At 43.9% G+C, this 23,904-nt stretch carries 28 protein-coding genes; 11 read left to right on the top strand and 17 right to left on the bottom strand.

Annotated elements, in window-relative coordinates:
- Nucleotides 1-77: 77 nt before the first annotated feature.
- From V1L52_RS09995 to V1L52_RS09985, 3 genes are all read right to left on the bottom strand, one after another.
- A complete protein-coding gene (locus tag V1L52_RS09995) occupies nt 78-395 on the bottom strand; it encodes a type II toxin-antitoxin system RelE family toxin (protein ID WP_428769268.1) in 318 nt (105 codons plus the stop codon).
- A gap of 3 nt (nt 396-398) precedes the next feature.
- Complete coding sequence (locus V1L52_RS09990) at nt 399-719, bottom strand: type II toxin-antitoxin system Phd/YefM family antitoxin (RefSeq protein WP_428769266.1); 321 nt, start codon at nt 717-719, stop codon at nt 399-401.
- Between the two features lie 140 nt (nt 720-859).
- Nucleotides 860-1,543 (bottom strand): HAD family hydrolase, encoded by a 684-nt coding sequence (locus tag V1L52_RS09985; protein WP_428769264.1) that lies wholly within the window; start codon nt 1,541-1,543, stop codon nt 860-862.
- A gap of 109 nt (nt 1,544-1,652) precedes the next feature.
- Between V1L52_RS09985 and V1L52_RS09980 the strand changes: the two genes are divergently transcribed.
- Nucleotides 1,653-2,894 carry an FprA family A-type flavoprotein gene (locus V1L52_RS09980; protein WP_428769262.1) on the top strand — a complete coding sequence of 414 codons (1,242 nt, stop codon included), beginning with the start codon at nt 1,653-1,655 and terminating at the stop codon, nt 2,892-2,894.
- A gap of 121 nt (nt 2,895-3,015) precedes the next feature.
- Here the strand turns inward: V1L52_RS09980 and rpsU are convergent, their stop codons facing one another.
- On the bottom strand, nt 3,016-3,231 hold the full coding sequence (rpsU, locus tag V1L52_RS09975) for a 30S ribosomal protein S21 (RefSeq protein WP_428769260.1): 216 nt from the start codon (nt 3,229-3,231) through the stop codon (nt 3,016-3,018).
- A 154-nt stretch (nt 3,232-3,385) separates the two neighbouring features.
- Between rpsU and pth the strand changes: the two genes are divergently transcribed.
- The 4 genes from pth (at nt 3,386) to V1L52_RS09955 (ending at nt 5,919) form a co-directional block, all read left to right on the top strand.
- Nucleotides 3,386-3,970 carry an aminoacyl-tRNA hydrolase gene (gene pth, locus V1L52_RS09970; RefSeq protein WP_428769258.1) on the top strand — a complete coding sequence of 195 codons (585 nt, stop codon included), beginning with the start codon at nt 3,386-3,388 and terminating at the stop codon, nt 3,968-3,970.
- Nucleotides 3,971-3,996: 26 nt separating this feature from the next.
- Nucleotides 3,997-4,896: a nucleoside triphosphate pyrophosphohydrolase gene (gene mazG / locus V1L52_RS09965; RefSeq protein ID WP_428769256.1), complete on the top strand. Its 900-nt coding sequence runs from the start codon at nt 3,997-3,999 to the stop codon at nt 4,894-4,896.
- Between the two features lie 97 nt (nt 4,897-4,993).
- Nucleotides 4,994-5,605, top strand: a complete 612-nt coding sequence (locus tag V1L52_RS09960) for an ATP-dependent Clp protease proteolytic subunit (RefSeq protein ID WP_428769254.1) — start codon at nt 4,994-4,996, stop codon at nt 5,603-5,605.
- A 137-nt stretch (nt 5,606-5,742) separates the two neighbouring features.
- A complete protein-coding gene (locus V1L52_RS09955) occupies nt 5,743-5,919 on the top strand; it encodes an IS3 family transposase (RefSeq protein WP_428769252.1) in 177 nt (58 codons plus the stop codon).
- 235 nt (nt 5,920-6,154) lie between these two features.
- Here V1L52_RS09955 and V1L52_RS09950 read toward each other — a convergent pair whose 3' ends face one another.
- The 11 genes from V1L52_RS09950 to V1L52_RS09900 all read right to left on the bottom strand — a co-directional run bounded on the left by V1L52_RS09950 (nt 6,155) and on the right by V1L52_RS09900 (nt 15,540).
- Entirely contained in the window at nt 6,155-7,540 is a 1,386-nt protein-coding gene (locus V1L52_RS09950) for an InlB B-repeat-containing protein (RefSeq protein WP_428769250.1), read from the bottom strand.
- Nucleotides 7,541-8,249: 709 nt separating this feature from the next.
- Nucleotides 8,250-8,522: a BrnA antitoxin family protein gene (locus V1L52_RS09945; protein ID WP_428769248.1), complete on the bottom strand. Its 273-nt coding sequence runs from the start codon at nt 8,520-8,522 to the stop codon at nt 8,250-8,252.
- A complete protein-coding gene (locus V1L52_RS09940) occupies nt 8,497-8,805 on the bottom strand; it encodes a BrnT family toxin (RefSeq protein WP_428769246.1) in 309 nt (102 codons plus the stop codon). The genes V1L52_RS09945 and V1L52_RS09940 overlap by 26 nt, the downstream gene beginning before the upstream one ends.
- A gap of 51 nt (nt 8,806-8,856) precedes the next feature.
- A complete protein-coding gene (locus V1L52_RS09935; RefSeq protein WP_428769244.1) occupies nt 8,857-8,982 on the bottom strand; it encodes a hypothetical protein in 126 nt (41 codons plus the stop codon).
- A gap of 71 nt (nt 8,983-9,053) precedes the next feature.
- Nucleotides 9,054-9,545, bottom strand: a complete 492-nt coding sequence (gene ybaK, locus V1L52_RS09930) for a Cys-tRNA(Pro) deacylase (protein ID WP_428769242.1) — start codon at nt 9,543-9,545, stop codon at nt 9,054-9,056.
- Nucleotides 9,546-9,638: 93 nt separating this feature from the next.
- On the bottom strand, nt 9,639-10,253 hold the full coding sequence (locus V1L52_RS09925) for a dihydroxyacetone kinase family protein (protein ID WP_428769241.1): 615 nt from the start codon (nt 10,251-10,253) through the stop codon (nt 9,639-9,641).
- Between the two features lie 120 nt (nt 10,254-10,373).
- Nucleotides 10,374-11,384, bottom strand: coding sequence for a dihydroxyacetone kinase subunit DhaK (locus V1L52_RS09920; RefSeq protein WP_428769240.1), 1,011 nt, complete (start codon nt 11,382-11,384; stop codon nt 10,374-10,376).
- 30 nt (nt 11,385-11,414) lie between these two features.
- The gene (locus tag V1L52_RS09915; RefSeq protein WP_428769238.1) at nt 11,415-12,911 is read right to left on the bottom strand and encodes a tripartite tricarboxylate transporter permease; all 1,497 of its coding nucleotides are present in this window, start codon (nt 12,909-12,911) and stop codon (nt 11,415-11,417) included.
- Between the two features lie 9 nt (nt 12,912-12,920).
- Nucleotides 12,921-13,376 carry a tripartite tricarboxylate transporter TctB family protein gene (locus tag V1L52_RS09910; RefSeq protein ID WP_428769236.1) on the bottom strand — a complete coding sequence of 152 codons (456 nt, stop codon included), beginning with the start codon at nt 13,374-13,376 and terminating at the stop codon, nt 12,921-12,923.
- Nucleotides 13,377-13,503: 127 nt separating this feature from the next.
- The gene (locus V1L52_RS09905; RefSeq protein WP_428769234.1) at nt 13,504-14,487 is read right to left on the bottom strand and encodes a tripartite tricarboxylate transporter substrate binding protein; all 984 of its coding nucleotides are present in this window, start codon (nt 14,485-14,487) and stop codon (nt 13,504-13,506) included.
- Nucleotides 14,488-14,655: 168 nt separating this feature from the next.
- Nucleotides 14,656-15,540, bottom strand: a complete 885-nt coding sequence (locus V1L52_RS09900) for a dihydrodipicolinate synthase family protein (protein ID WP_428769232.1) — start codon at nt 15,538-15,540, stop codon at nt 14,656-14,658.
- 200 nt (nt 15,541-15,740) lie between these two features.
- Here V1L52_RS09900 and V1L52_RS09895 point away from each other — a divergent pair, with 200 nt between their 5' ends.
- The 6 genes from V1L52_RS09895 (at nt 15,741) to V1L52_RS09870 (ending at nt 21,812) form a co-directional block, all read left to right on the top strand.
- The gene (locus tag V1L52_RS09895) at nt 15,741-16,751 is read left to right on the top strand and encodes a LacI family DNA-binding transcriptional regulator (RefSeq protein ID WP_428769230.1); all 1,011 of its coding nucleotides are present in this window, start codon (nt 15,741-15,743) and stop codon (nt 16,749-16,751) included.
- Between the two features lie 94 nt (nt 16,752-16,845).
- A complete protein-coding gene (locus V1L52_RS09890) occupies nt 16,846-17,703 on the top strand; it encodes an SAM hydrolase/SAM-dependent halogenase family protein (protein ID WP_428769228.1) in 858 nt (285 codons plus the stop codon).
- A gap of 4 nt (nt 17,704-17,707) precedes the next feature.
- Nucleotides 17,708-19,456 carry an ABC transporter ATP-binding protein gene (locus V1L52_RS09885; RefSeq protein ID WP_428769226.1) on the top strand — a complete coding sequence of 583 codons (1,749 nt, stop codon included), beginning with the start codon at nt 17,708-17,710 and terminating at the stop codon, nt 19,454-19,456.
- Nucleotides 19,437-20,276, top strand: a complete 840-nt coding sequence (locus V1L52_RS09880) for an energy-coupling factor transporter transmembrane component T family protein (protein ID WP_428769224.1) — start codon at nt 19,437-19,439, stop codon at nt 20,274-20,276. The genes V1L52_RS09885 and V1L52_RS09880 overlap by 20 nt, the downstream gene beginning before the upstream one ends.
- Nucleotides 20,277-20,316: 40 nt before the next feature.
- Nucleotides 20,317-21,165, top strand: coding sequence for an SAM hydrolase/SAM-dependent halogenase family protein (locus V1L52_RS09875; protein WP_428769222.1), 849 nt, complete (start codon nt 20,317-20,319; stop codon nt 21,163-21,165).
- 86 nt (nt 21,166-21,251) lie between these two features.
- A complete protein-coding gene (locus V1L52_RS09870; RefSeq protein ID WP_428769220.1) occupies nt 21,252-21,812 on the top strand; it encodes an ECF-type riboflavin transporter substrate-binding protein in 561 nt (186 codons plus the stop codon).
- 134 nt (nt 21,813-21,946) lie between these two features.
- Here V1L52_RS09870 and gpmA read toward each other — a convergent pair whose 3' ends face one another.
- Together gpmA and V1L52_RS09860 are read right to left on the bottom strand one after the other, a co-directional pair.
- Nucleotides 21,947-22,693: a 2,3-diphosphoglycerate-dependent phosphoglycerate mutase gene (gene gpmA / locus V1L52_RS09865; RefSeq protein ID WP_428769218.1), complete on the bottom strand. Its 747-nt coding sequence runs from the start codon at nt 22,691-22,693 to the stop codon at nt 21,947-21,949.
- Nucleotides 22,694-22,806: 113 nt separating this feature from the next.
- On the bottom strand, nt 22,807-23,358 hold the full coding sequence (locus V1L52_RS09860) for a DUF308 domain-containing protein (protein ID WP_428769216.1): 552 nt from the start codon (nt 23,356-23,358) through the stop codon (nt 22,807-22,809).
- Between the last annotated feature and the right edge of the window lie 546 nt (nt 23,359-23,904).

Below are 23,904 nucleotides of genomic sequence, written 5' to 3'. Positions count from 1 at the left end.
AGCGACTGCACGAGCTGTCGAGGCGGGCTTTTAACCTGCAAAGCGGAATTCAAATTATCGGTAATTAACAACGGCTTTTATATTCTTTTTTCTGCACGGATATATACTTCATTATCCGATCTTGCCGCAATAACCAAAATATACATTTCCTTTGTTTTTTCATCTTGTATTAATTTATATACGACTCTCATTCCGAGTTTTTTAAATTTTATTTTCAAGTAGTTTGTTAAATCGGTTCCCGCTTTTGTACCTAGGGGTTTTCCGTACCCGCCTTCATTTTGCGGCAAGGGGTTTTGTGCAACCTTTAAAATGCCTTTTAGAACCGCTCTTCTGACCGATTCATCCAATTTTGACAGTTCCGCTTCGGCTTTCGGATGGTATTTGATACCCCACATACGCTAATCCAACTCTACGTCTATATCATCGAGATCGGATTGTGAAATATTATATTTTTTTAGAATTTCTTCCTGAGATATAGGCACCGCATTGTCGGTTTCTCTTTTTTGCGCTTCCGTCAGCAATAAAAGATTTTCATAGTCATCCAATATATTCTGATAATCCCGGGGACTTATTAAAATGCATTCGGGTACATTGTTTTTTACAACAATTCTAAGTCCCTTTTTTTTCACTTCTGAAAAAATTTTATGTGCTTCACCCTTATTGAATCTGCCGATCGGAATTATGGAGTCTAAAATATTTACCGGTTTTAACGCATTCATAACAATACCGTCCTATAGATATTACTATACATAACAATCTTTATCTTGTCAAATTTATCGATAATATCCGCATATCCGGAATATCAGCATATCCGCCCGGTTTGATATAGGGATTTTTAAGCTTTATACAGGCCATTCCCCTATTTTACAAGCGCTTCAAGTCTGTCCTTGAATTCTTCATGCGAAGAAAAGGAGCCGAAAAAGCTTAAATCCTTTAAGACGATATCCGCACCCGCATTTTTAAGCTCTTCCTCGGAGAAAGAACCCAATAAGCCGATACAAAGGGCACCTGCGGCCTTTGCAGCCTGTACGCCGTTGAGCGCATCTTCTACCACAAGGCAGTCTCGCGCATTCAGTCCGAGCCCCGCCGCCGCCGTAAGATATATTTCGGGGTCGGGCTTTTTATGCGTTACCTTATTGCCCCACACCGCATAATCGAAGTCGCCGGTTGAAAAACCGATTGCTTTTAAGTTTATATCCAGCTTGATTTTATCGGCGCTGGTTGCCAAAGCCGTTTTAAGTTCCGCTTTTTTCGCATTACGGATAAAATCGGCCGTTCCCTTCATAGCGCAGTCGGTGCCGGAAATCAGTTCATCGTAGATACCGTAAGCTTCAATTTTTGCCGCTTCAATATCTATTGTCAAACCGTATTTTTCGGCAACCCCGCCTATAAAACGGTTTTCGCCCGCCCCTATAAAGGGTGCAAAGTCTGCGGGAACGGCATTCACGCCGCGCCTTTTAAAAAATTCAATACATGCTTGAGCAATCTGCTCTTCCGAGTTGATAAGTACTCCGTCCACATCAAATAAAATTCCGCGTATCATAGAAACCGATTATATCATATATCGGCCGGATTTCCAACTCGCTTCCTTGTAAAATTTTCATATCAACCGCAATCTTGAAATATATCTTTAAAATCGCTATACTTATGTTATGGATACAAAATATATCAGCCCCGATATAGGTGTGCTTCGTGCAAATATTTGCAATTCGCCTTATTTTGAAGGTTTTTGGAAAATAGACCGCGGCGTTTCGGTAAACGCATATCTCCTTACCGGCGAAAAAAAGGTCCTCGTCGATTTATACAGTGAGTGGGAGCACTGCGACCAGCAGGCCGAAAGTCAATTAAAAGAGTACGGATTTGCCCTCGAAGACCTGGACATTTTGGTTATGAACCATATGGAGTGCGACCATACCGCCTGCGTTGCCGATTTAATGAAGCGCAATAAAAAGCTTCATATCTATTGTACGGAAAAGGCGGCCGCCCTGCTCAAAAATTTCGTTAAACTTGAAGAAAAAGACTGGGAACGCATTAAAACCGTTAAAAACGGCGACACCCTTTCTTTGGGTAAGGGAGTCAAATCCGGCACCGAATTGTCTTTGACCTTTTATGAAACGCCGAATATCCACTGGCCGGAAACCATGATGACCTATGAAAATTCGTCAAAAACCCTCTTTTCCTGCGACGCCTTCGGCTCTTACGGGGCGCTGAACGACGGCCGCGTATTCGACGACGAATTTTCCGAAGACGAACACCGTATGTTTGAAGAAGAATGTCTGCTCTATTACGCAACCGTCGTCGCCTCTTTCGGCGTACCGGTAAAGAACGGTATTGCAAAATTAAAAGATTTGGACATTGCGGTGATTGCGCCTTCGCACGGCATCGTATGGCGTAAAAATCCCGGCGCCATCGTCGAACGCTTTGCAAAATACGCAGGCTATAACACCGGCGGCGAACAGGATAAACACATTTGCGTTATATCCGGTTCCATGTACGGAAACACCTCCCGCGGAACCGAAGCGCTTATCGAAGGCATAAAAGAAACCGGCGTTCCTTATACGCTTTTGAATATTCCCGAAACCCCGCTATCGCACGTGCTTGCCCAAGCTTTCCGCTCGAAAGGACTTGCCCTTGCATTTCCCACCTACGAATACAAGATGTATCCGCCTGCGGTTCACGTACTCGATATGTTTGCGCGAAAACACATTTACAACAAAACCGTCGCGCGCATCGGAAGCTGGGGCTGGTCAGGCGGGGCTCAAAAAGAATACGAGCAGCTGACTGCAAATCTGCGCTGGACAAACCTTGAAAGCCTTGAATGGCAGGGTACCGCAAACGAAGAAAACCTTGCCGATTTAAAAGCGCTCGGCAAAAAACTCGCCGAAAGTTTATAAACAGTGAGGGGCGGGCGGACGCTCCCCCCTCCAATCCCTGCCGCATTGCAAATAAAAAAAACTCTAAAAACCGAAGTTTTTAGAGTTTTTGTTGTGATTCTTTTGAAAAAGAGAATTCCGATTAGTAAGAACCGTGGCTTGTATCGCGGGTTTTGCGGTTCTTTTTCATTAACTTACGCTGGAGGGTTTTATTTTTTCTGTTCAGAATGGTTGAGGGCTTTTCATAATATTCACGCTTTTTCCATTCCCGAATAATACCCTCTTTTTCAACCATACGCTTAAAACGCTTAATCGCTTTTTCAAGGTTCTCGGAATCATCTACGATGATGTGAGCCAACTGTAATCACCCCCTTCGGTAAAACCGTAAAACTGAGTCCATATTATATAACCAAACGGGGAAATCAGTCAAGCAGGCAAAAAGCGAGAGGCGCTTCAAAAAAATTATTTTACACCGCGTTGACACGGGAGCGGCATACGGGTAGTATTTACAAATGGATTTAATAGAAATGGCAGTGTTTTTGGGAAATTACGGCACACAATACAAAAAAAACCGCCACAATGCGGCGTGGCTTTTTGCCGATTCCGTATCCACGCTGTCCTGCGCAAACTGGAGTGCAAAGTTTAAGGGCGAGGCGGCAAGCATAACGGCCGGAGGACGGAAAATTCAGCTTTTAAAGCCGCACACCTTTATGAACCTTTCCGGCGAAAGCATTGTACCGGCCGCTTCTTTTTATAAGATAAAACCGGAGTGCATTTTAATCGTTCATGACGAATTGGAACTGCCTGCGGGTACCTTCGGCTTAAAATATGCGGGCGGCTTGGGCGGGCACAACGGACTGCGCTCTGCAAAATCTTGTTTGGGAACGGCCGACTTTTGGCGGCTTCGTTTCGGCATAGGACGTCCCCCTCACGATGACGTGTCCTCCTGGGTGCTCGGCGATTTTTCTTCCGGCGAAAAAGCGGCGATGAATGCCGCCTTTGAAGCGGCAACCCCCTTGTTTGAAGCCCTCTTAACGCAGGAGCCGGACAGCCTCCTTGACAAGTGGAAAAAAGTCAAAGCAAACCTTGACGAATAAAAGGGCTATGCATAAAAGGACTATATATGAAAATTGAAAACAATAATCGAAAAATTGAAGAACAAAAAGAAGCGCTTGAAGCCGCTTCGGGCTTTAAAACCCTGTACGGGATTATCAAAACGCTTCGCGCTCCGGGCGGCTGTCCTTGGGACAGGGAACAAACGCCCCTTTCTTTGCGGCCGACCCTTTTGGAAGAAACCTACGAAGCCTTGGACGCGCTTAGCGAATACGAAAAAAGCGGCGCTTCATCCCATGTAAAAGAGGAACTCGGCGATGTGATGCTGAACGCCGCGATGATAGGCTATATGTTCGAACAGGATGGAGATTTTACCGTCGCCGACATCTTTGATGAAGTATGCGAAAAGCTTGTGCGCCGCCACCCTCACGTGTTTCCCGAATCCGAAGGCAGGGTAAACGCCCTTGCCCATGCCGAAACACCCGAACAGGTTTTAAATCAATGGGATGCGATTAAGGCGGGCATCGAAGGACGCAAAGCCGGCGACAGTATTCTTGACGGGGCAGGGAAGGGCTTGGACCCCTTAACCCGCGCCTTTAAAATGCAAAAAAAAGCGGCGAAAAAGGGCTTTGACTGGAGTGAAGCCGCGGCGGTTCGTGAAAAGGTTCTTGAAGAAATCGCCGAAATCGATGAAGCCGTCCGTCGAAGGGCCGATGCACCGCTGCAAACGGCAGGGCAAAATCAAAGCACCGTCGAAGATGAAATAGGGGATTTACTGTTTGCCGTCGTAAATTGGGCGCGTCATCTCGGAGTTGCTCCGGCCGTCGCCTTGGAAAAAGCGAATGCAAAATTCCGCCGCCGTTTTAAATACGTTGAAAAACGCTGCAAAGAAGGCAATATAGAAATGCAAAAAGAAAATCTGGCTGTTATGGATTCTTTTTGGGATAAGGCAAAGACCGAAGAACGGTAAAAACAGGGGTGCTGGTACTTTTGCAAAAAATGTGCTATAATGAAAGTTCATTATGTGTTTTAAGCGCACAAAATACGTAAATATAAAAGAGGTTTGTATGAATATAAATGATGTTATCCGTGCCGAACAGGACGAAAAAGAAAAAAAGAATGACGCGGAGGGCGCTGAAGGTCTTGCTTTGCAGTTTTTAAAAACGCGGCAAATATTATTGACCGGCGAAATAGACAAGGCTTTGTCGGAAAAAATCATCCGGCAGCTTTTGATTTTGGAAGCGGCAGGCGATAAGCCCATCTATCTTTTTATCGATTCTCCCGGAGGAGATGCGGATGCGGGCTACGGTATTTTCGATATGATACGCTTTATCAATGCACCCGTTTATACGATAGGCATGGGGCTTGTCGCTTCGGCTGCGGCTCTGGTATTGCTTGCTTCCCCGAAAGAACGGCGTGCGGCCCTTCCGAACAGCCATTTTTTAATTCACCAGCCTTTAAGCGGCATAAAGGGTGTTGCGACCGAAATCGAGATTCACGCCAAAGAACTTGAAAAAATGCGCGCGCGCATTAATAAACTTATCGCCGAAGAAACGGGAAAGCCGCTTGCACAGGTTGCAAAAGATACCGACCGCGACTGCTGGCTTAACGCCAAAGAAGCGCTTTCGTACGGCTTGGTAAGTAAAATCATAGCGTCGCGCAAGGATTTGAAAAAATAGCCGAAGGAACAGGGCCTTCCGTTGAAGAAATTGAAGCCCTTTAAGTACGCCGCCTTTATCGCGCATGTCTACGATAAAACCGCATACCCGTATTTGAAGCGTCCGCATACAGGCATTCGAGCCGTTCGTATGCCTGTATGGAACATTTTTTCGGAACTCTGAAAGTCGAAAGCGGATACAATGAACTGATCAAAATCAGAACTCCGACAGAAAAAGAAGTGAGGGCACTGATTGACAATTTTATAACATATTACAATAATGAGCGTATTCAAAAAAATCTTGGCTGGCAGCCGCCGGTCGAAAAATCTGCTTAAACTGTCCTAAAATGTGGGGGCAGTTCACCCTGTCCGCAGCTCCCCCTTATTCACAGTTCCGCACAAGAACGCGCGGAAAAGCTATAAGTAATGAGTTTTGGGCGGCAAAATGCCACAGATAAAACATCCTGTTTTAAATCCCGTGCACGGACGCACGGGAAAACTGCAAGTAATGAGTTTCGGGCACCGCCCGAAACTCAAGTTAAAAACCGCACAGGACGTGCGGTTTTTAAACCTACTCCATCGTTACAACAATGCCGAGTGCTTCAGCGTTGTTGTCGGGGATTACGGTTTCTACGGCATCGGAGTCAGGGGTAATGCCGGATGTGAACTTCCAATAAGCGGCTTTTTGAATACCGCCCTCGATGGCATAACCTGCGGCATAGATGTCGGTGCCGAAAACGTAGAGGGCATTAACCGTGCCGGCTTTGGTGCTTAACTCTGTGGCTATAAAAGAGCCGTCCGTTCCCTTCCAAATACAAGGCTTGCTGCTGCCGTTTTTTCCGCCTATAAAGACAAGGCCGTCTTTTGTGCAGGCGGCGTTTGCTTCGGAGAAGCTGCCCGTTCCAAGCTCCGCCGGCGTTACACCTGCGCCCGTGCCCGTAACCTTCCATACCACAACTTTATCCGCCGCTTTCTTTCCTGCAGCGTAGACTGCGCCGTCCAAAAGGCATACCGCCTTGGGCTTTACAGAGCTTCCCGTATCCAGCTTTGTTTCGGTTACGGTGCCGTCAAGTGTTTTGCTTATTGTCCACAGGGCAGCCTTGTTTTGGGAGGAATTGTTGTTGGCTATTGTTCCTACGGCATAAAAGGCCGAAGGCGAGGCGCACAAGCCGTAAGCTTCCGAACCTTTCTCCCCTGCCGCGCTTGTATGCAGGTGGGCACTACGCACCGTTGCCGTGTCCGTTATATTGGCAATGGCAGCTTCCACTTTTCCGCCTTTGTTCAGCTTTCCCGCCATGTAGAGGGAAGTTCCGTCGGTTAAAATTGCCTTTGCTCCGAGCCATTGCATAGAGCCTCCCCAGTACAGGGTGTCTTCTTTCCATACACGGGCACGGGAGGAGGCTCCTTTTTGTTCCCCTGCACTGTACAGCGTTCCGTCTTTAAGGGTAAGAGCGTATGCAGCGCCTTTCTTTCCCGCATCTATCTCCAGCTCGTACTTGGTGCCGTTTTTCCAATAATGGGGCTTTTCATTCCCGATTGTTCCTATGGTGCCTGCAAGGTAGACTGAAGGAGTGCCCGAAAGCAGTTCAAAGGAAACCTTTACCTGTGCATTTTGTGTAACTTTTAGCTTGTAGGTAGGAGAGGTGCCGTTTACCGTCTGCCCGTTCAGTTCCCATTTTTGAAGCTTGTAACCTGCATGCGGGAAAGCGGTAAAGGTGATTTCCGTGTTTTCCGCTACCATGCCGTCAGAAGGAAGGGCGGGGTTTACCGTTACGGTGCCGTCTGAGGCGGGCTCAAGCGTTACCTTGTACTTGGTAAGGGGTGTTGTTCCGCCGCCTCCTGCGGCGTTGGGGCAGGCGGTAAAAAGCCCCATAATCACTAACGATGCGGCAAGTACTGTAATTGCCGCCCAATGTGTGAAGCGCTTTGCGCTTTTGTTTGTGTTTGAGTTTTTCATATCAAACCTCCTTGAAAATAATTCAATGTGTAATTCACAATTCTTAATCAGAAATTATGAATTAACCGTTGGCAATCATGGGGGTTTGAATATAAAAAAAGACAACAGAAGCGTTTTTCTATTGTCGTTGATATGAGAATGCTTGTTTGCGTGATTTTTCGAAAATGTAAGTTTACGGCTGTCTATCCGCGAGTTTCGCCGGCTGCGCCGCCGAAACTCGTTGCATAAAAGCGAGCTGCCCTGCAGAGAGCTTTTATGCCGGTGCTGAGTGCTGAGTGCTGAGTGCTGAGTGCTGAGTGCTGAGTGCTGAGTGCTGAGTGCTGAGTGCTGAGTGCTGAGTAATTATGGGGGCGGCTTCGGCTTTGTCAAGTAGTTTGACGGTTTTTTGTGCGGAAAAGATAAAAGATGTAATATCTGTCTTACCGTTCATAAGTCTTCGCAAAAAGTTAATATAAAGCACAGCACAGATGTAGGTAAGCGGATTATCCGCAATGTTTCAAATCCCGCCATGGACGGCGGAAAGGCCGACTATCCGCGATGTTTTGCAACGCAAAACTCGTCGCATAAAACCGAGCAGGAAGCACGGTTTTATGCCATGTTCCCTTTTTAAACATTATATCCCATTTCTTCTAAAAAAACAAAGTTTTTGGGAAAGTTTTTTTTAATGTGTTTTGAAAAAAGAAAAGCGTATGCTGTGGTACAAACGGAATTACAAAACGGTTTCTCTTTGCTCGCTATTCATAGCTTCCCTTAAAATAGCATTTATGCGGCTTTGATATCCTTTTCCGTAAGACTTAAGCCATAAAATGACGTCGGCATCAAGTCTTATTGATAAAGGTTTTTTAACGGGCCGATACATGTGCATAAAATCGGCTTCCGTTAATTCCGGAATATCGGAAGTATCTACAGGTTTATTGTTCAGAGCTTGCAGCGCTTCAATTTTTTCTTTTGTCAAATTACGCTTTGCTTCCGTAATACTCATTGATTTTATCATAATACAGCCTCTGTTCGGTTTTTGTTGCACGCCGCGCCGATATAATTCGTGTTTTGCCTTTTCTATCGGTATATGCAACGGCAACAAGTAATATACCGTAAATAGAACCGAGCGCTAAAAAGCGGTCTTCATCGTTCGAATGCTTTGAATCGTATTTTTCAAGCAGATACGGATCTTCAAAAATTAAAATAGCATCTTCGAAAGCAATTCCGTGCTTTTTTTCATTGCTTTTATTTTTGGTAATATCCCATTCAAAGCAATTTCTATGCATACATTATTGTATATACGGAAAAGTGTTCTGTCAAGATATAAAAAATAAGCCTTATATACACTCAAGAGCGGTTTCAAACATCGGTTCGAGGGCGCTCATACGCTTTGCCTTGGTTAAACCCTTGCCGGTTACGCAGGAATCGGTGTGCGTTAAAATCGACAGGGCTTTTTTGTCCAAGTGCGCCGCCGTGCACGGAGGTACGGAAAAGCTATAGATACCCGACATTTTCAGAAAGTTTGTTTTAATTTTTAATTGCTGCTGATCGTCAAATCCGCGCTTTGCGCGCCGCAGGCTTGTATCAGGTTTTCAGGTGAAAGCCCCAGCTGTATGCCGCGCACTCCGGCGCTTACATAGACGGTTTTGTGCGTTAAGGCGCTTTCGTCGATAAAGGTCGGATAACGGCGCTTCATACCGATGGGGGAGCATCCACCTCGCACATAGCCTGTCAGCTGCAAAAGAGAATCCGGCTTTACGCTTTCCAAACTTTTTGCACCGCAGAGGCCGCGCGCTTTTTTAAGATTCACTTCCGCATCCGCCGGAACGCAAAATACCCGTATTTCTTTAGATTCGCTTTGCATAACGATTGTTTTAAAAACACAGGCGGGGTCAAGGCCTGTTTTTTCGGCCACGCGGTTTGCCGCTCCGAGTTCAAGTTTGTGTTCGGTATTGTCCTCGTATTCAACCGTCGTATAAGGAATCTTCAATTTTTCCAAAATGCGCATAGCGTTTGTTTTTGTCATGGTACCCTATTCTAAAAGAAAGAAAACAAAGGGTCAATCAAAATACGGGCTGATTTTTTCGCGCTCCCCCTCTCTTGCCCCTGATTGCTTGAATTAAAGGGAATCGGCAAATGCTTTCATTAATAAAGCGGCAACGTATGCGCCGGGATCCAATAAATCGCGTGAAGCTTCTCCTCGTGCGGCAGCTCTGCCGTGCATGGCAAGCATTCCTTTTGTCGCCTCATAACCCCGTAATGCGGCTGCTGCAGCTTTTTCGGCACTCTCTTTTAAAGGACACGAAGATGTTTGGTTTAAACTCTCTACAGCCGGTGCCAAACCGTCGATAAAGGTTTTTTCACCGATCGCCGCTTTACCTAAGCGCATTACACCTTCCAAATATGCATTGAAGATTGTATTGATATTTTCACGGCTTAAATCCGTAATACCTTTTAACTGCTTGCCTGCTTCCATAAGGCCCGATGCCATTAAAGTTCCCATAGTGGACGGTACTGCGGTGCTCATAGCTTTTCCCGCAAAATAGAGAAGCTTTCCGCAATCCTGTTCATCCAGATCTTTTATTGCATTATATGCAGCGGTAAAACCGTCGCTCATTGTCAAACCGAGATCTCCATCTCCGACTACACTGTCTTTTTGAATAAGATCGTCCTTATGGATATTCATCTGGTCAGCGGCGAATTTCAAAAAGTTTACTATCAATAAAGCGTTCATTATTTTCTCCCGATACGCATCGATTTTTATGCTGTGTTTTATCGTAACATGTAATTTTTTACTACAGCTACAGGTCCGCCTTGCGCATTGTTATTTTTAAGACAGACCTGTTTTTGTTTTTTATATCTGTGTAAAAAAAGGTGTTTGGGCAGGGGCGTCCAGATATTTTTTTAATTCATCATCCAATTTCATTATACTGATGGATACTCCCGCCATTTCAAGAGAGGTTACATATTCTCCTACGTAATAACGATGAACTTTTAATTCATTTTTTTTCATAAGTTCATCTACTTTTCTTACAATGATATATTGTTCGTCAAGAGGGGTTGCTCCCAGTCCGTTTACCATAACGGCAACCTCATCCCTTTTTTGAAACGGAATATCATTGATTATTTTTGTAACCATTTCCTCGGTAACCTTATCGGCCTGTTCAAGTTTACTGCGTCTGATACCTGTTTCACCGTGGATTCCCATCCCGATTTCCATTTCATCTTCGCCGATGGAAAAGCCCGGCTTGCCGACGCGCGGAACAATACAAGGTGTCAAAGCGACTCCCATGGTTCTCACATTTGCACATGCTTTTTCGGCAATTCGTTTTACTTCGGATAGGCTGAGCATTGCATCCGCGGCCGCCCCCGCACATTTGTATACAAAGACAATACCCGCAACTCCTCTGCGAGTATTCTTTGCTCCTTTTTCTACGGGCGCTGCGGAAGCAACATCATCACCGGCAACAACCGACTCTACTTTTATGTTATCTTCAAAATCGGCTTGTTCGGCTGCCATGTCGAAGTTAAATATATCCCCGTTATAATTACCGTAGATATATAAAACTCCTGCTCCGCTGTCTATATATTTTGTACAAGCGTGCATTTGCTCGGCACTCGGACTTTGAAACACGTCTCCTACCGAACAGGCATCCAGCATTCCTTTACCGACATATCCGAGAAAGAGCGGTAAATGTCCCGAGCCTCCGCCTGTAGCGATGCCGACTTTTCCTTCTTTCTTATTTGCGGTTACAAGGCAATGTATGTCATTATCCGTATAGGTGATAAGATCGGGGTGAGCTATGTATAAACCTTCCAACATTTCTTTAACGTAATTTTCAGGTTTGTTTATCAGTTTTTTCATAAGTTCCTCCTAAATAAGATATCAGTTACATCAGTTTTTGGAAAAAAGTTTTTTTACAAGGGGATAGATTGCTGCCGTTAAAATAAACAGGAAAATAATAAGTGTTACAGGACGAGTTACAAAGATATTTAAACTCCCTTGTGAGATCGCAAGAGCTCTGCGTAAATTCGATTCAAGCATATTTCCTAAAAGTAACCCCAAAATAAACGGTCCTGGAGGAAAATCGGTACTTTTTGCCAAAAAACCTATTATAGCTGCAATTAACATAATAACTACATCAAAAAAATTATTATTTAATGCAAAAGAACCTACAATGCATAATACTGAAACGGTTACCCAAACACTTTCCGGTTTTACATTAATTCCTTTTGCCGTTACTTTTACAGTAGCTAAACCCAGTATTAAGAAAACAACATTTGCTAATACCATTAAAATCATGATAGAAAATATAAACGGTTTATTATATATAAACATTTGACTTCCCGGCTGCATGCCGTACATCATCAAGGAACCGATTAAAATAGCTGTTACCGAGTCACCGGGGATTCCAAGCGTTAGCATTGTCATTAAGGCTCCTCCGAGAACACCGTTATTTGCGCAGGAACTGACTGCAAGTCCTTCAAGAGAGCCATTCCCGTATTCTTCCGGATGCTTTGACATTTTTTTTGCATTACCCCAACAAATTATTGTTGAAATATCAGCACCTGCAGCGGGAATTGCTCCGATAATCGTTGCAACCAAGGATGCTAGAAGCGTCGGTATTGCCATAGCCTTAAATTCATTTCTTGTAGGGAAAATACGTCCTAAGGCTAAATTTTCTTTTTTTAATGCTGCTTCTCGCGCTTCTTTTTCTTTGCTTCTTGTAAATATTTGATAGAGTACCTCTCCAAGCCCGAACATACCAATCATTACTGGAATAAAAGAGATACCGGATAATAAATCTGTTTGTCCTAATGTATATCGTTTAACACTGAGAATGGGATCAAGACCTATAGTACTGATTAAAAGGCCTGTAAATCCCATGAGAAAACCTTTGAGTATGTCTTTTCCGGAAACAGTTATCATCATCGTCAATCCTAATAGTGCCAATGAAAAATATTCTGTCGGTCCAAAGGTTACCGTGAATCGTGCAATGGGAAAGGCAAAAATAATTAAACATAAAATACTTATTAAGCCCCCAATCGCTGAATAAATTACATTGATTCCTAATGCCAATCCTCCTTTCCCTTGTTTATAAAGGGGATATCCGTCAAAACTTTGTGTGATGGAAGATGGTGTTCCGGGAGTATTAAGTATGATTGCAGTAATTCCTCCTGCAAAAATAGCGGCATTCCATAAACCTATCAGCATTGCAAATCCGTTTTCCGGCGCGAACCAAAATGTTACGGGAGTTAAAATGGCAATTCCCATCGTCGCTGATAATCCGGGTAGTGCACCTATAACAGTACCGATAGTTACTCCAAGAAATAAGAAAAGCATAACGGAAGGAGTTAATACATTAATAAATGCGGCTTGTAGTTCTGCCATAATGACCTCTTAAGCGATAAATTTTATTGTCAGACCAATCGTGAAACCGATATATATTAAAGCAATTAATAAAGTGGAAAATAAAGTGGAAAAAATCCATGTGCGTTTATATAAAAATTTACTCAAGATAAAACACTCCAAAAGTATTATCGGATAGAATATCTTAAAAAGTTTCCATATAACTAATGTTACCACAATTACAAACAAAGTCATTAACATAATGTTTAAATTTTCTTTTTTTTCACTTGTTAATTCAAAATATCGTATTGTTTGTTTTTCTTTTATAGAACGTATAAACAGAAGCAAGGTACAGGCGGCAAGACTTATTCCAAGTAAAAAAGGAAAAAAACCTGCTCCGGGCACTTTATCCGATGTTGTGGAAACAAGTCCCATTGAGAGTGCAGGTATAATAAACAAAATAGCTACTATGAAAAACAAAAGGGAAGGAATTTTATTTCCTGTCATATAAACCTCTTCTTAATAAAGATATATTGTTATAAACACTACCTATAATATGGACTTTAGATAAACAGATAAGGGCTGCTTTATTTTCTTATGTCTTTTTATAAAACAACCCTTGTTGATCATATTGTTATTTCTGAATGATATTCAGTTTAGGAATTAATGTTCCGTAGTTATTTAATTCTTTTTGTGCAACGGTATCCATATCTTTACCATGCAAATATGCAAATTCAAATCCTCTGTCTTTTAAGAGTTTTTTTACGGATTCCGAATTAACCGCTTTTTCCGAGATGCCATCCAGATATTCGATTATTTCTGCAGGAGTGTTTTTCGGAACTGCAAATCCCCCCCAGCCTTGTGCAATTACGTCAAAACCTTGTTCTTTTGCAGTTTTAACATCAGGAACAACTGAAGAATGTTTATCACTTAAAATAGCTAACACTTTAAATTTTCCGCTGTCGACATGGGTTTTCACTTCAGAAGGACTTACTGTAACAGCATCAATATTTCCTCCCAATAAAGCGGTTACAGCCGGTGCAGCTCCATCAAAAGGTACATGATTTAGTTTTATACCGGCTTTTTGTTCGAGGGATGCGGCCGCCACGTGCCATATTGAACCTGTTCCGGAATTACCCACCTTTATTTTGCTCGGATTTTTTTTTGCATATTCAATAAATTCCTGTAATGTATTATAAGGGGCGGATGCACTTACAGTAACTGCTGCAGGAATTGTCATTACGCGGCATACAAATTTAAAGTCGGCATTGGATACATCCGTAAAACCTAATGCTTTAATCATTGTGGACTCAACAGGCATATATGCCAATGTATATCCATCTGCGGGACTGTTTTTTACGAATTCAAGTCCTTTTGCGCCGGATGCTCCCGTTAAATTGGTGACTGTTACCGGTTTTCCCCCAATTAATGTTTGCAGTTCTTTTGCATAAATACGGGCAACCGTATCCGAAGCTCCACCCGGAGCATACGGAACAACAATATTTAAGGCTTTTGTAGGATATTGCGGTTCTTTGCCCTCGGTTCCCTTTGGAGTGCATGTAGCTAATAATACTATGCCAGCAATAATAACAATTAAAACAGAAATAATTTTTTTCATTTTTTCCTCCTTAAGAAAAAAAATAGTGTTTAGTAGAATTAAAAATCTGACTCTTAACAACGAAATAAGTAAGATTCTGAAATATATAATCTGACTTAGACTATTTATCCTATCTTCGATTTGTTGTCATTGTTTAATTTTGATTGTATAAAATCTTCCTCACAAATCTCAGATATATTCTTTTAAATAGCGATAACGTTGTTCCCATTCTTCTGCACTCAATTCTAAGAGTGGTGGTCGTACTGGTCCTACCGGTAAACCTCGCTGTAACAAGACATGTTTAAAGATACTCATGTCCGATCCGTTTCCCAGTTTTTCACATATTTCTGCTGCTTTTTTATTCTCCTCCATTGCCTCCTTCATGTTATTTTCTTGCCACAGTTTATAAATCTTTACAAAGGGTTCTGGTATTGCACATGAACAACCTGACACTACTCCGTCACATCCCATTGTTAATGCCGGAACAAAGAGGCGATCAAGGCCTAAAACAACTGAAAACGTTTCGTCATTGATTCTAAGGTAGTCTTTTACTTTGACCATGTCAAAACCACTGTATTTAACACCAATAATATTCGGACAATTATTTGCTATTTCCTGCATCAATCTCGGACTGATGTCATTGACTGCACACTGCGGAATAACATAAACATAAACAGGAAAGGTTTTTGATACGGCAGATGATACGGTCTTGTAGAAATTTAGTATGCCTTTTTCAGTCATCGAAAAAAAACTTGGGGTGACAACACCGATACCGTCTGCTCCTATCTTTTCTGCATGTTGAGCAAGTCGCACAGTTTCTTTTGTTGTCATAGCACCTGCATGAATAAAAACGGAAACTCTCTTATTTGCAGTTTTTACAACTATTTCTGCAAGAGTTTCTCTTTCTTCAGGAGAGAGTAACATCATTTCTCCTGTTGTTCCACACGGGTATAAACAATTGACGTTCTTTTGAATAAGAAATTCTGTTAATTTCTGCATAGCGACAATATCAATGTCTCCGTTACGATCATAAGGAGTAACCATTGCCGTTGTTACTCCGAATAGTCTTTTCATAAAACCTCCTTAAAGTTACTAAAAAATAACAGCTTTTGTTTAGTAATTTTTATTACTAAACAAAAGTATAAACCCGCTTTTTCCGATTGTCAAGGATTTTTTTAATAAAAAAAAATATATATTTAGAGAGAAAATACTTAACAAAAATTGATTTGTTTAGTAGAATAATTGTCAAGAATATATGCGGAGAAAGATAAGATATGACAATACGAGATATAGCCAAGCTTGCCAATGTTTCTCCAACGGCAGTTTCTTTTGCTCTTAACGATAAACCCGGTATCAGCGATGCAAAAAAAAATGAAATATTGAATATCGTAGAAAAAACGGGGTTTTCCGATAAGTATAAAAAACGTGGATTTTCGGCAAAAAGGCTTATTTTTTTAAAACTTATAAAATCGGGTGTGCTTATCGAGCAAAACGCCGATTTTATATCAAAAATAATGGATTCTATACAGGCAAAATGTAAAGAACTCGGCTATTCTTTGCAAATAGATGTAATCCGGAATGAGTTTTATGAATCCATAAAGAATTTGGATTATAGAGGTATTTCGGGTCTTTTTGTGCTGGGGACCGAGCTGGTTCCCGATGATTATAAGGCGCTTTCTCTTATACCCGTACCCTATATTGTGATTGATAATGCAATGCCTAATTTTGCTTGCAATTCAATTACAATGAGTAATGAAGAGATGGCTTATAAGGCTGTCGAAACACTTGCTTTAAGCGGCCAAAAAGATTTTGGTCACTTTATGGGCAGATTACATACTCAAAATTTCATTGAACGAAAAATAGGACTTATGGATGCGGTTAGAGATTTTAATTTAAATTTTTCAAAAGAAAAGGAATTCCTGCTTACTCCGACTCTTATGCAAAGTTATACCGAAATGAAAACATATATCAAAAACAAGCGAAAGATTCCCCGAATTGTGTTTGCGGATAATGATGTTATTGCAATAGGGGCTATGAAGGCGATGAGCGAATCGGGAATTCGAATCCCTGAAGATGTTGCAATTATCGGTTTTGATGACGTTAATTTGGCTGAAACTTCAAATCCTCCGCTTTCAACGGTTCGTGTGCAATGTTCTCTTATCGGAACAATGGCGACGGTTATGCTCATTAATGAAATTCAACAAAAAAGTCCTTCTTATTCAAAAACAAAGGTAGGAGGAAATTTAATTATCAGAGCAAGTTCCGGCAATGCCGCATGCTCATAACATCCAGTTCCCTTTCCCCCTCTCTTGACCCTGATTGCGCCCTATAGTACTATGGTAAAATCATTATTTTGTCATAATACTATAGGAAGGATGTATGGGAAAACCCTTGGTGTTTCAATCGGATTTCGGCTACGACGACGGCGCGGTAAGCGCTATGTACGGCGTTGCTTACAGCGTAGACGAATCCATAAAAGTGTTCGACGTTACGCATAATATCCCTCAATATAATATTTGGGAAGCTTCGTACCGCCTTATTCAAACCGTCAATTATTGGCCCAAGGGAACCGTCTTCGTTTCCGTTGTCGATCCGGGAGTGGGTTCGACTCGGCGGAGCATTGTCGTATTAACCGAGGCGGGACAGTACATCGTTACCCCCGATAACGGTACCCTTACCCATATCAAACGCTTAAGCTCGGTGCGCGAAGCGCGCATTATAGACGAAAGCGTAAACCGCCTGCCCAATTCCGGCGAAAGCTACACTTTTCACGGCCGCGATATATACGCATACACGGGAGCCCGCCTTGCATCCGGCGTTATTGCCTACGAACAGGTAGGCCCGAGCGTTGATGTCGATTCGGTTGTGGAATTGCCGATGAGTCCGCCCGTTAAAACCGGCGATTCGGTAAAGGGCAGTATCGATGTTTTGGATGTCCGCTTCGGAAGTTTATGGACAAACGTACCCCGCACAACCTTTAATTCGCTCGGTATACAATACGGCGACAAGGTTGACGTGATTATCGAAAACTCGACGCGTCTTTTATACCGCAACACCCTACGCTATGCCCAATCCTTTGACGCCGTCTATGTCGGTGAAGCCCTTGTCTACGTCAACAGCCTTGACTACATAGCCGTTGCAATCAATCAGGGAAACTTTTCAAAAGCATACGGCGTCGGAACGGGTGCGGGCTGGACTATAACCCTGCAAAAAGAGCACAGCCGTGCCGCAAACTGAACCTATGTCCGCACAAGAAACGCGGAGCGCTGCAAAAAAGCCGGTTATAGAATTCCGCGATTTTTCGTTTCAGTATTTTGCACAGGCAAAACCGACGCTGAAAGATATAAATCTTACAATATATGAGGGTGAAAAGGTGCTCATTGTCGGTGCAAGCGGAAGCGGAAAAAGCACCCTCGGGCACTGTATAAACGGCCTTATTCCCTTTTCGTACAAGGGGCAGGTAGAAGGCAGCTTAACCGTATGCGGTGAAAAAACGGCCGATCTCGACGTTTTTAAGCTTTCCAAAAAAGTCGGCACCGTATTGCAGGATTCCGACGGTCAGTTTATCGGCTTGAGCGTGGGCGAAGACATAGCCTTTGCCCTCGAAAACGAGTGTATGCCGCTTGCCGATATGAAAAAAACGGTAAGCAAAACGGCCGCCCTTGTCGGCATGGAAAACTTTTTAGCCTCTTCCCCCTACGAGCTTTCAGGCGGCCAAAAGCAGCGCGTTTCCTTTGCCGGCGTTATGGTAAACGATGTAAACGTTTTGCTGTTTGACGAACCTCTTGCAAACCTTGACCCTAAAACGGGGCAGACTGCCATTGAATTGATTGACGACATTCACCGCCGATATCACAAAACCGTTATTATCATTGAACATCGTATCGAAGACGTATTGCACCGCCCGGTAGACCGCGTTATCGTTGTGGACGGCGGGAAAATCGCCGCCGATATGAGTGCCGACTCCGTTATGGCGCAAGCGGTTTTGCCGCCCTTCGGTATCCGCGAACCGCTTTATGTAACGGCTTTGCGCTGTGCCGGCATTCCCGTTACCGAAACATTGCATGCGGGCAGAATCGAAACCCTCGACGTTCAGGCGGTGCGCGATAAACTGATTGCATGGGATAAAAGCTTAAAGCCCAAACCGGCAAAACCCGGCGGAACGGAAATTTTACGCTGTGAAAACTTAAGTTTCCGCTATACGCCGCGCTCCGCCAAAGTGCTTGACAATATCAATTTCAGTATCCGTGCAGGAGAAATGGTCAGCCTTGTCGGAACCAACGGGGCGGGTAAAAGTACGTTGGCAAAGGTGATTACCGGTATTGTCCGCGAAAGCGAAGGAGGCCTGTTTTTTAACGGCGCCGATATGAAGGATATGACGATTCAGGAGCGCAGCCGGCACATCGGCTTTGTTATGCAAAACCCGAATCAAATGCTTTGCAAGCCGATGATTTTCGATGAAGTTGCACTCGGTCTTCGCCTTAACGGGGTTCCCGAAAACGAAATAAAAGACAAGGTGCATCATGCCTGTTCGGTGTGCGGTATCGCTCCCTTTATAAGCTGGCCCGTTTCGGCCCTCAGTTTCGGACAAAAAAAACGGGTTACGATAGCTTCCGTGCTGGCAATGGATCCCGAACTGATTATTTTGGACGAGCCGACCGCCGGTCAGGATTACCGCCGCTATTGCGATATTATGGAATTCCTCCGTTCACTGAATGAGCGCGGCGTAACGATTATATTGATTACCCACGATATGCACCTTATGCTCGAATATACGCCGCGCAGCCTTGTTTTACACGGCGGAAATCTTTTACTCGACTCGGATGCCGTCAGCGCTTTAACCGACAGCGATGTTGCGGACAAGGCGAATCTAAAAGTTACTTCCTTATATACATTGGCGGAAAAAGCCGGCATTGCCGCCCGCCAGCGCTTTGTGCAAAACTTTATCGACTATGAACGGGAGGCTTTGCGTGAAAGCAAAACTGTTTGATTATATCGAGCGCGATAATTTTATTTACCGCCTTTCCGGCCTCACCAAGCTCATTTGCTTTTTTTGCATGACCTTTGCGGTTATGTTTTCATACGATATCCGCTTTATTGCAGGTGTGCTGGTGTGCTCCTTTATTCTTATACGCAAAGCCGATATACGCTTTTCTCAAATCAAACTTATGCTGATTTACGTTGCCGTTTTTTTGGGATTAAACTTTGTACTTACCTTTTTGTTCAGCCCGCTTTACGGCACCGAAATATACGGAAGCCGCCACGACCTTTTTTCGTTCGGCGGCCGCTACGTAGTTACGCAGGAACAGCTTTTGTATCAAATTACAAAAACGCTCAAATACGCTTCGGTTGTGCCTTTGGGCATTATTTTCTTTTTATCGACAAATCCCAGCGAGTTTGCGGCTTCGGTAAACCGTATCGGGCTTCCGTATAAGGCCGCCTATGCTTTTTCGCTTACGCTGCGCTATTTTCCCGACTTAATCAGGGACTACGAAAACATAGCTGCCGCCCAGCAAACGCGCGGGCTCGATTTATCCAAAAAAGAAAAGCCTTTTAAGCGTATAAAAAACATTATGAATATCTTTGTGCCCCTTGTGTTTTCCACGCTGGACAGAATCGACACGATAAGCAATACGATGGATTTACGGGGCTTCGGTAAAGGAAAAAAACGGACATGGTATGCGGCCCGCCCGCTCAAAAAAGGCGACATTATCTCCATTGTTTTCGGAGCCGCTGTGTTGGTTTTGTCCTTATGTATCAGTGTATTTATAAATCAATCGCGTTTTTTTAATCCCTTTGTAAAAGGGTAAAAAGGATTTTATTTAAATTTTTATTTAAGAAGGATGTATTATGCAAAACAAACCCGTTTTGGTGTTTCAAACCGATTTTACGTATAAGGAAGGTGCCGTTTCATCGATGTACGGTGTTGTAAAAACGGTCGATTCTTCCCTCGAAATTATGGACGGCTCTCACGAATTGCCCCAATTCGATACGTGGAGCGCAAGCTACCGTCTTTTTCAAAGCTTGGACTTTTGGCCCAAGGGAACAATATACGTTTCCGTTGTGGATCCGGGAGTCGGAACCGCGCGCAAAGCCTGTGTTGCAAAAACTTCAAACGGCTATTATGTCGTAACGCCCGATAACGGAAGCCTTACGCACGTTAAGCGTTTTATGGGGATAGACGAAGTGCGCGAAATCGACGAAAGCGTAAACCGCCTTCGCAACGAAAAAACCGAAGGCGTTGCCATCTTTCACGGCCGCGACCTTTTCGGCTATTGCGCCGCCCGCCTTGCATCCGGTATCATCTCGTTCGAACAGGTGGGCCCCGCCTATCCGGTTGAAGAAATCAAAGAACATACGATACACGAACCTGTCGTTGAAGACGGCTGCGTTAAGGGTATCTTTGAAATAGACGACCCCAATTTCGGCAACTTGTGGACGAATATTCCGCTTAAACTGTTCCGGGAGCAGGGATTTACGTACGGTCAGCGCGTGCGGCTTCGGATTTTTCACAAGGGCGTTCAGGTATTTGACGAAAAAGTGCTGTTTCATCAAAGTTTCGGCTTTGCCCAAGAAAAAGAGCCCATTATTTACAATAATGAATTGCTCCGTATAGCCTTGGCCGTATCGCGCGGCAGTTTTAAAAATCAATACAATGCCGGATTCGGCCCCGATTGGACGGTCGAATTTTCGCATTGATTTTTCTGCTTGACACTGTGCACATATTCTGTTTGAATGGGTAAAGAGAGTTTTACTTTCTTACAGTTCCCGTATCGGAGGTTTATATGAAAAAATTGTTTGCAATTACAACAAAAACTATTGTTGCAACCGGTTTGGGTGCCGCCTTGTTTATGGTACTCTTTATGTATGTTAAGGTTCCCAGCGGAATCCCCGAAACATCGTTTCAGGTTGCCTACGGCTTGGGCGGCTTTTTTGCAGCCTTATTCGGCCCCGTCGCCGGCGGTCTTATCGCCTTTATCGGCCATGCTCTGAACGACTCCATTCAATACGGTTCTCCGTGGTGGAGCTGGATTATTGCAAGCTTTGTCGCCTGTTTTTTAATGGGTATTTCCTATAAGTTTTTAAATGCGGATGAAGGTACTTTTTCCGGTAAAGACGCCCTCCTGTTTAACTTAATTCAAATCGGGGCAAACGTGATTGCATGGATTTTGGTCGCCCCCGTTTTGGATATCGTTATTTACAAAGAACCGGTTAACCTGGTTTTTGTTCAGGGCGCAACCGCCGCATTGCTGAACTCGATCGCAACCGGTGTTGTGGGAACCCTGCTTTTATTCGCCTATGCAAAGGCCCGCCCCAAAAAGGGAAGCCTTTCTGCGGAAGAATAAAATCCGAAACTGCGCATGCGTATAGCCCCCTGCGGGGCGGGGCGGTGCGTATATAAAAAAGGGACTGCCGAAAGCCGCTTTGCTGCGCTTTTAACAGTCCCGTTTTTATTTTAAACCGGTAGGTTCGCCGTTGTTTACTTTTTCTTTCCCTGGTTTGCAACGCCGGCCATTTTTTCGGCAATCGCTTTTTGGTCTCCCAAGTATTTTTTGCCGAGCACTTTAAAGTTGTCGTCAAACTCGTATACGAGGGGTACTCCGGTGGGAATGTTTACTTCAAGGATTTCTTCTTTTGTCAAGTTTTCAAAATACTTTACCAAGGCGCGAAGCGAGTTTCCGTGGGCTACGATAAGTACGCGTTCGCCTTTTTGCATACGGGGCTTGATTTCGCTTTCAAAGTAGGGAACCGCGCGTGCAATTGTGGTTTCAAGGCTTTCGGTTAAGGGTAAAACCGATTTGTCTTTTACACTGCGGTAGGGTTCCTGCGAACGGGGGCTGCGCTCGTCGCTTTCTTCAAGCGGGGGAGGGGTAATGTCGAACGAACGGCGCCAAATCTTTACCTGTTCTTCGCCGTATTTTTCGGCGGTTTCGGCCTTGTTCATACCCTGTAACGCGCCGTAATGCCGCTCGTTTAACTTCCATGTTTTAATAACGGGAAGCCATTCTCTGTCCATCGATAAAAGGGCAAAGTTTAAGGTATGGATTGCACGTTTTAAAAACGACGTATAGCATACGTCAAAGTCGAATCCTTCTTTTTTAAGAACTTCGCCCGCCTGCTTTGCCTCTTCCTGCCCTTTTTCGGACAATTCAACATCCGTCCAGCCGGTAAAAAGGTTCAGCTTGTTCCATTCGCTTTCGCCGTGGCGAATAAGTACCAATTTCATAATCTTACCTCTTATATAAAATCTTCTATATTCAGCAGGTTTTTGCTTACGGCTTTCCGTTTAAGCGGCCGCCGAACAATCTTCCCGCTTTAAAACAAAGGAAACGGAATGTTTTATTTATCCGTAATATCCTCGGCGTACACGATAGTCGTTCCGCTGCGAGCCTCGCGGATTATAATACCGGCTCCGGCTATACAGGCGCAGGCTCCGATAATGCGTATAAGTGTTAAACCGATGGCCGCCGGCACGGCGAATAACAAAATTGCAAGAACGATGCTTGCAATAATTTCCGCGGTAAAAGGCTTGGTGTTTATGCCTTGCGCGCGCAGTTTTATTACCCCGTATATTTCAAGGGCGGCGGCAAGCACAAGATAGGCGCCCAGCACATAGAGCATAATCGTCCATAAAGCTCCCGCAAACATAAGGGGCAGGGCAACGGCGGCGGCCCCCGTTAAAATACTCAAAATGCCGCGTATCGTAATAATCCGCCTGAAGTTTTCATCCGGCGCCATTTTACGCAAAGAAACGACATTGTAAATTCCGTTGATAATTCCGCTTATACCCAAAAGCGTAACGGCGGTACGTATAACCGCTTCCGGCGTTAAAAGCATCGTTATCCCGATTGCGGCGGTCAACACACCCATAGCTATAACCGTTTTTCGCATATACGGCTCCTGTTATTGTAAAATCTGCGGCACAAGCCTTGACACAGTATAGCATAGTGAGGGGCAAAACTCAAGATTAACAATACAATTCCGCACGCAATTAACAATTTGTAATTTGCATTATGGAATGAAACGGATAAAAAGCTGCCGAAAGTTTGTCAAAATTCCTCCTAAAGCGCTTGCATAATTTTCTTTTTTGGTGTATAAATGAAATTCCGCATTTTAATCTTTTTTATTGATTAGGTGCGATGGGTTCTTTGAGAGTCAAGCGGTTTTGTGTTTTGCATAATGCATGTGCAGGTGCGAAAAAAAACAAAAACCGGTGCAGCCGTAAAGTTCGGATATCCGTTCAGGCCGGCACAACCCGCGGTATGCATGATACCCGCCGTCGGCGGTATCTATATATGGTAGAGTATCAGGGTGCTTGACTGAAGCGTTTTAATGCTTCCTGGCTCCGGGATGCCAAACCGGTCATCAAATGCAGATTTGGTGGCGGCAGGTGGAATCCGGCCGAGATGATTGAATTGATAATCATCTTTTTGTAAA

The sequence above is a fragment of the Treponema sp. HNW genome, assembly GCF_050320395.1.
GTDB lineage: Bacteria > Spirochaetota > Spirochaetia > Treponematales > Treponemataceae > Treponema_C.
This window is presented reverse-complemented; position numbering and strand designations above follow the sequence as displayed.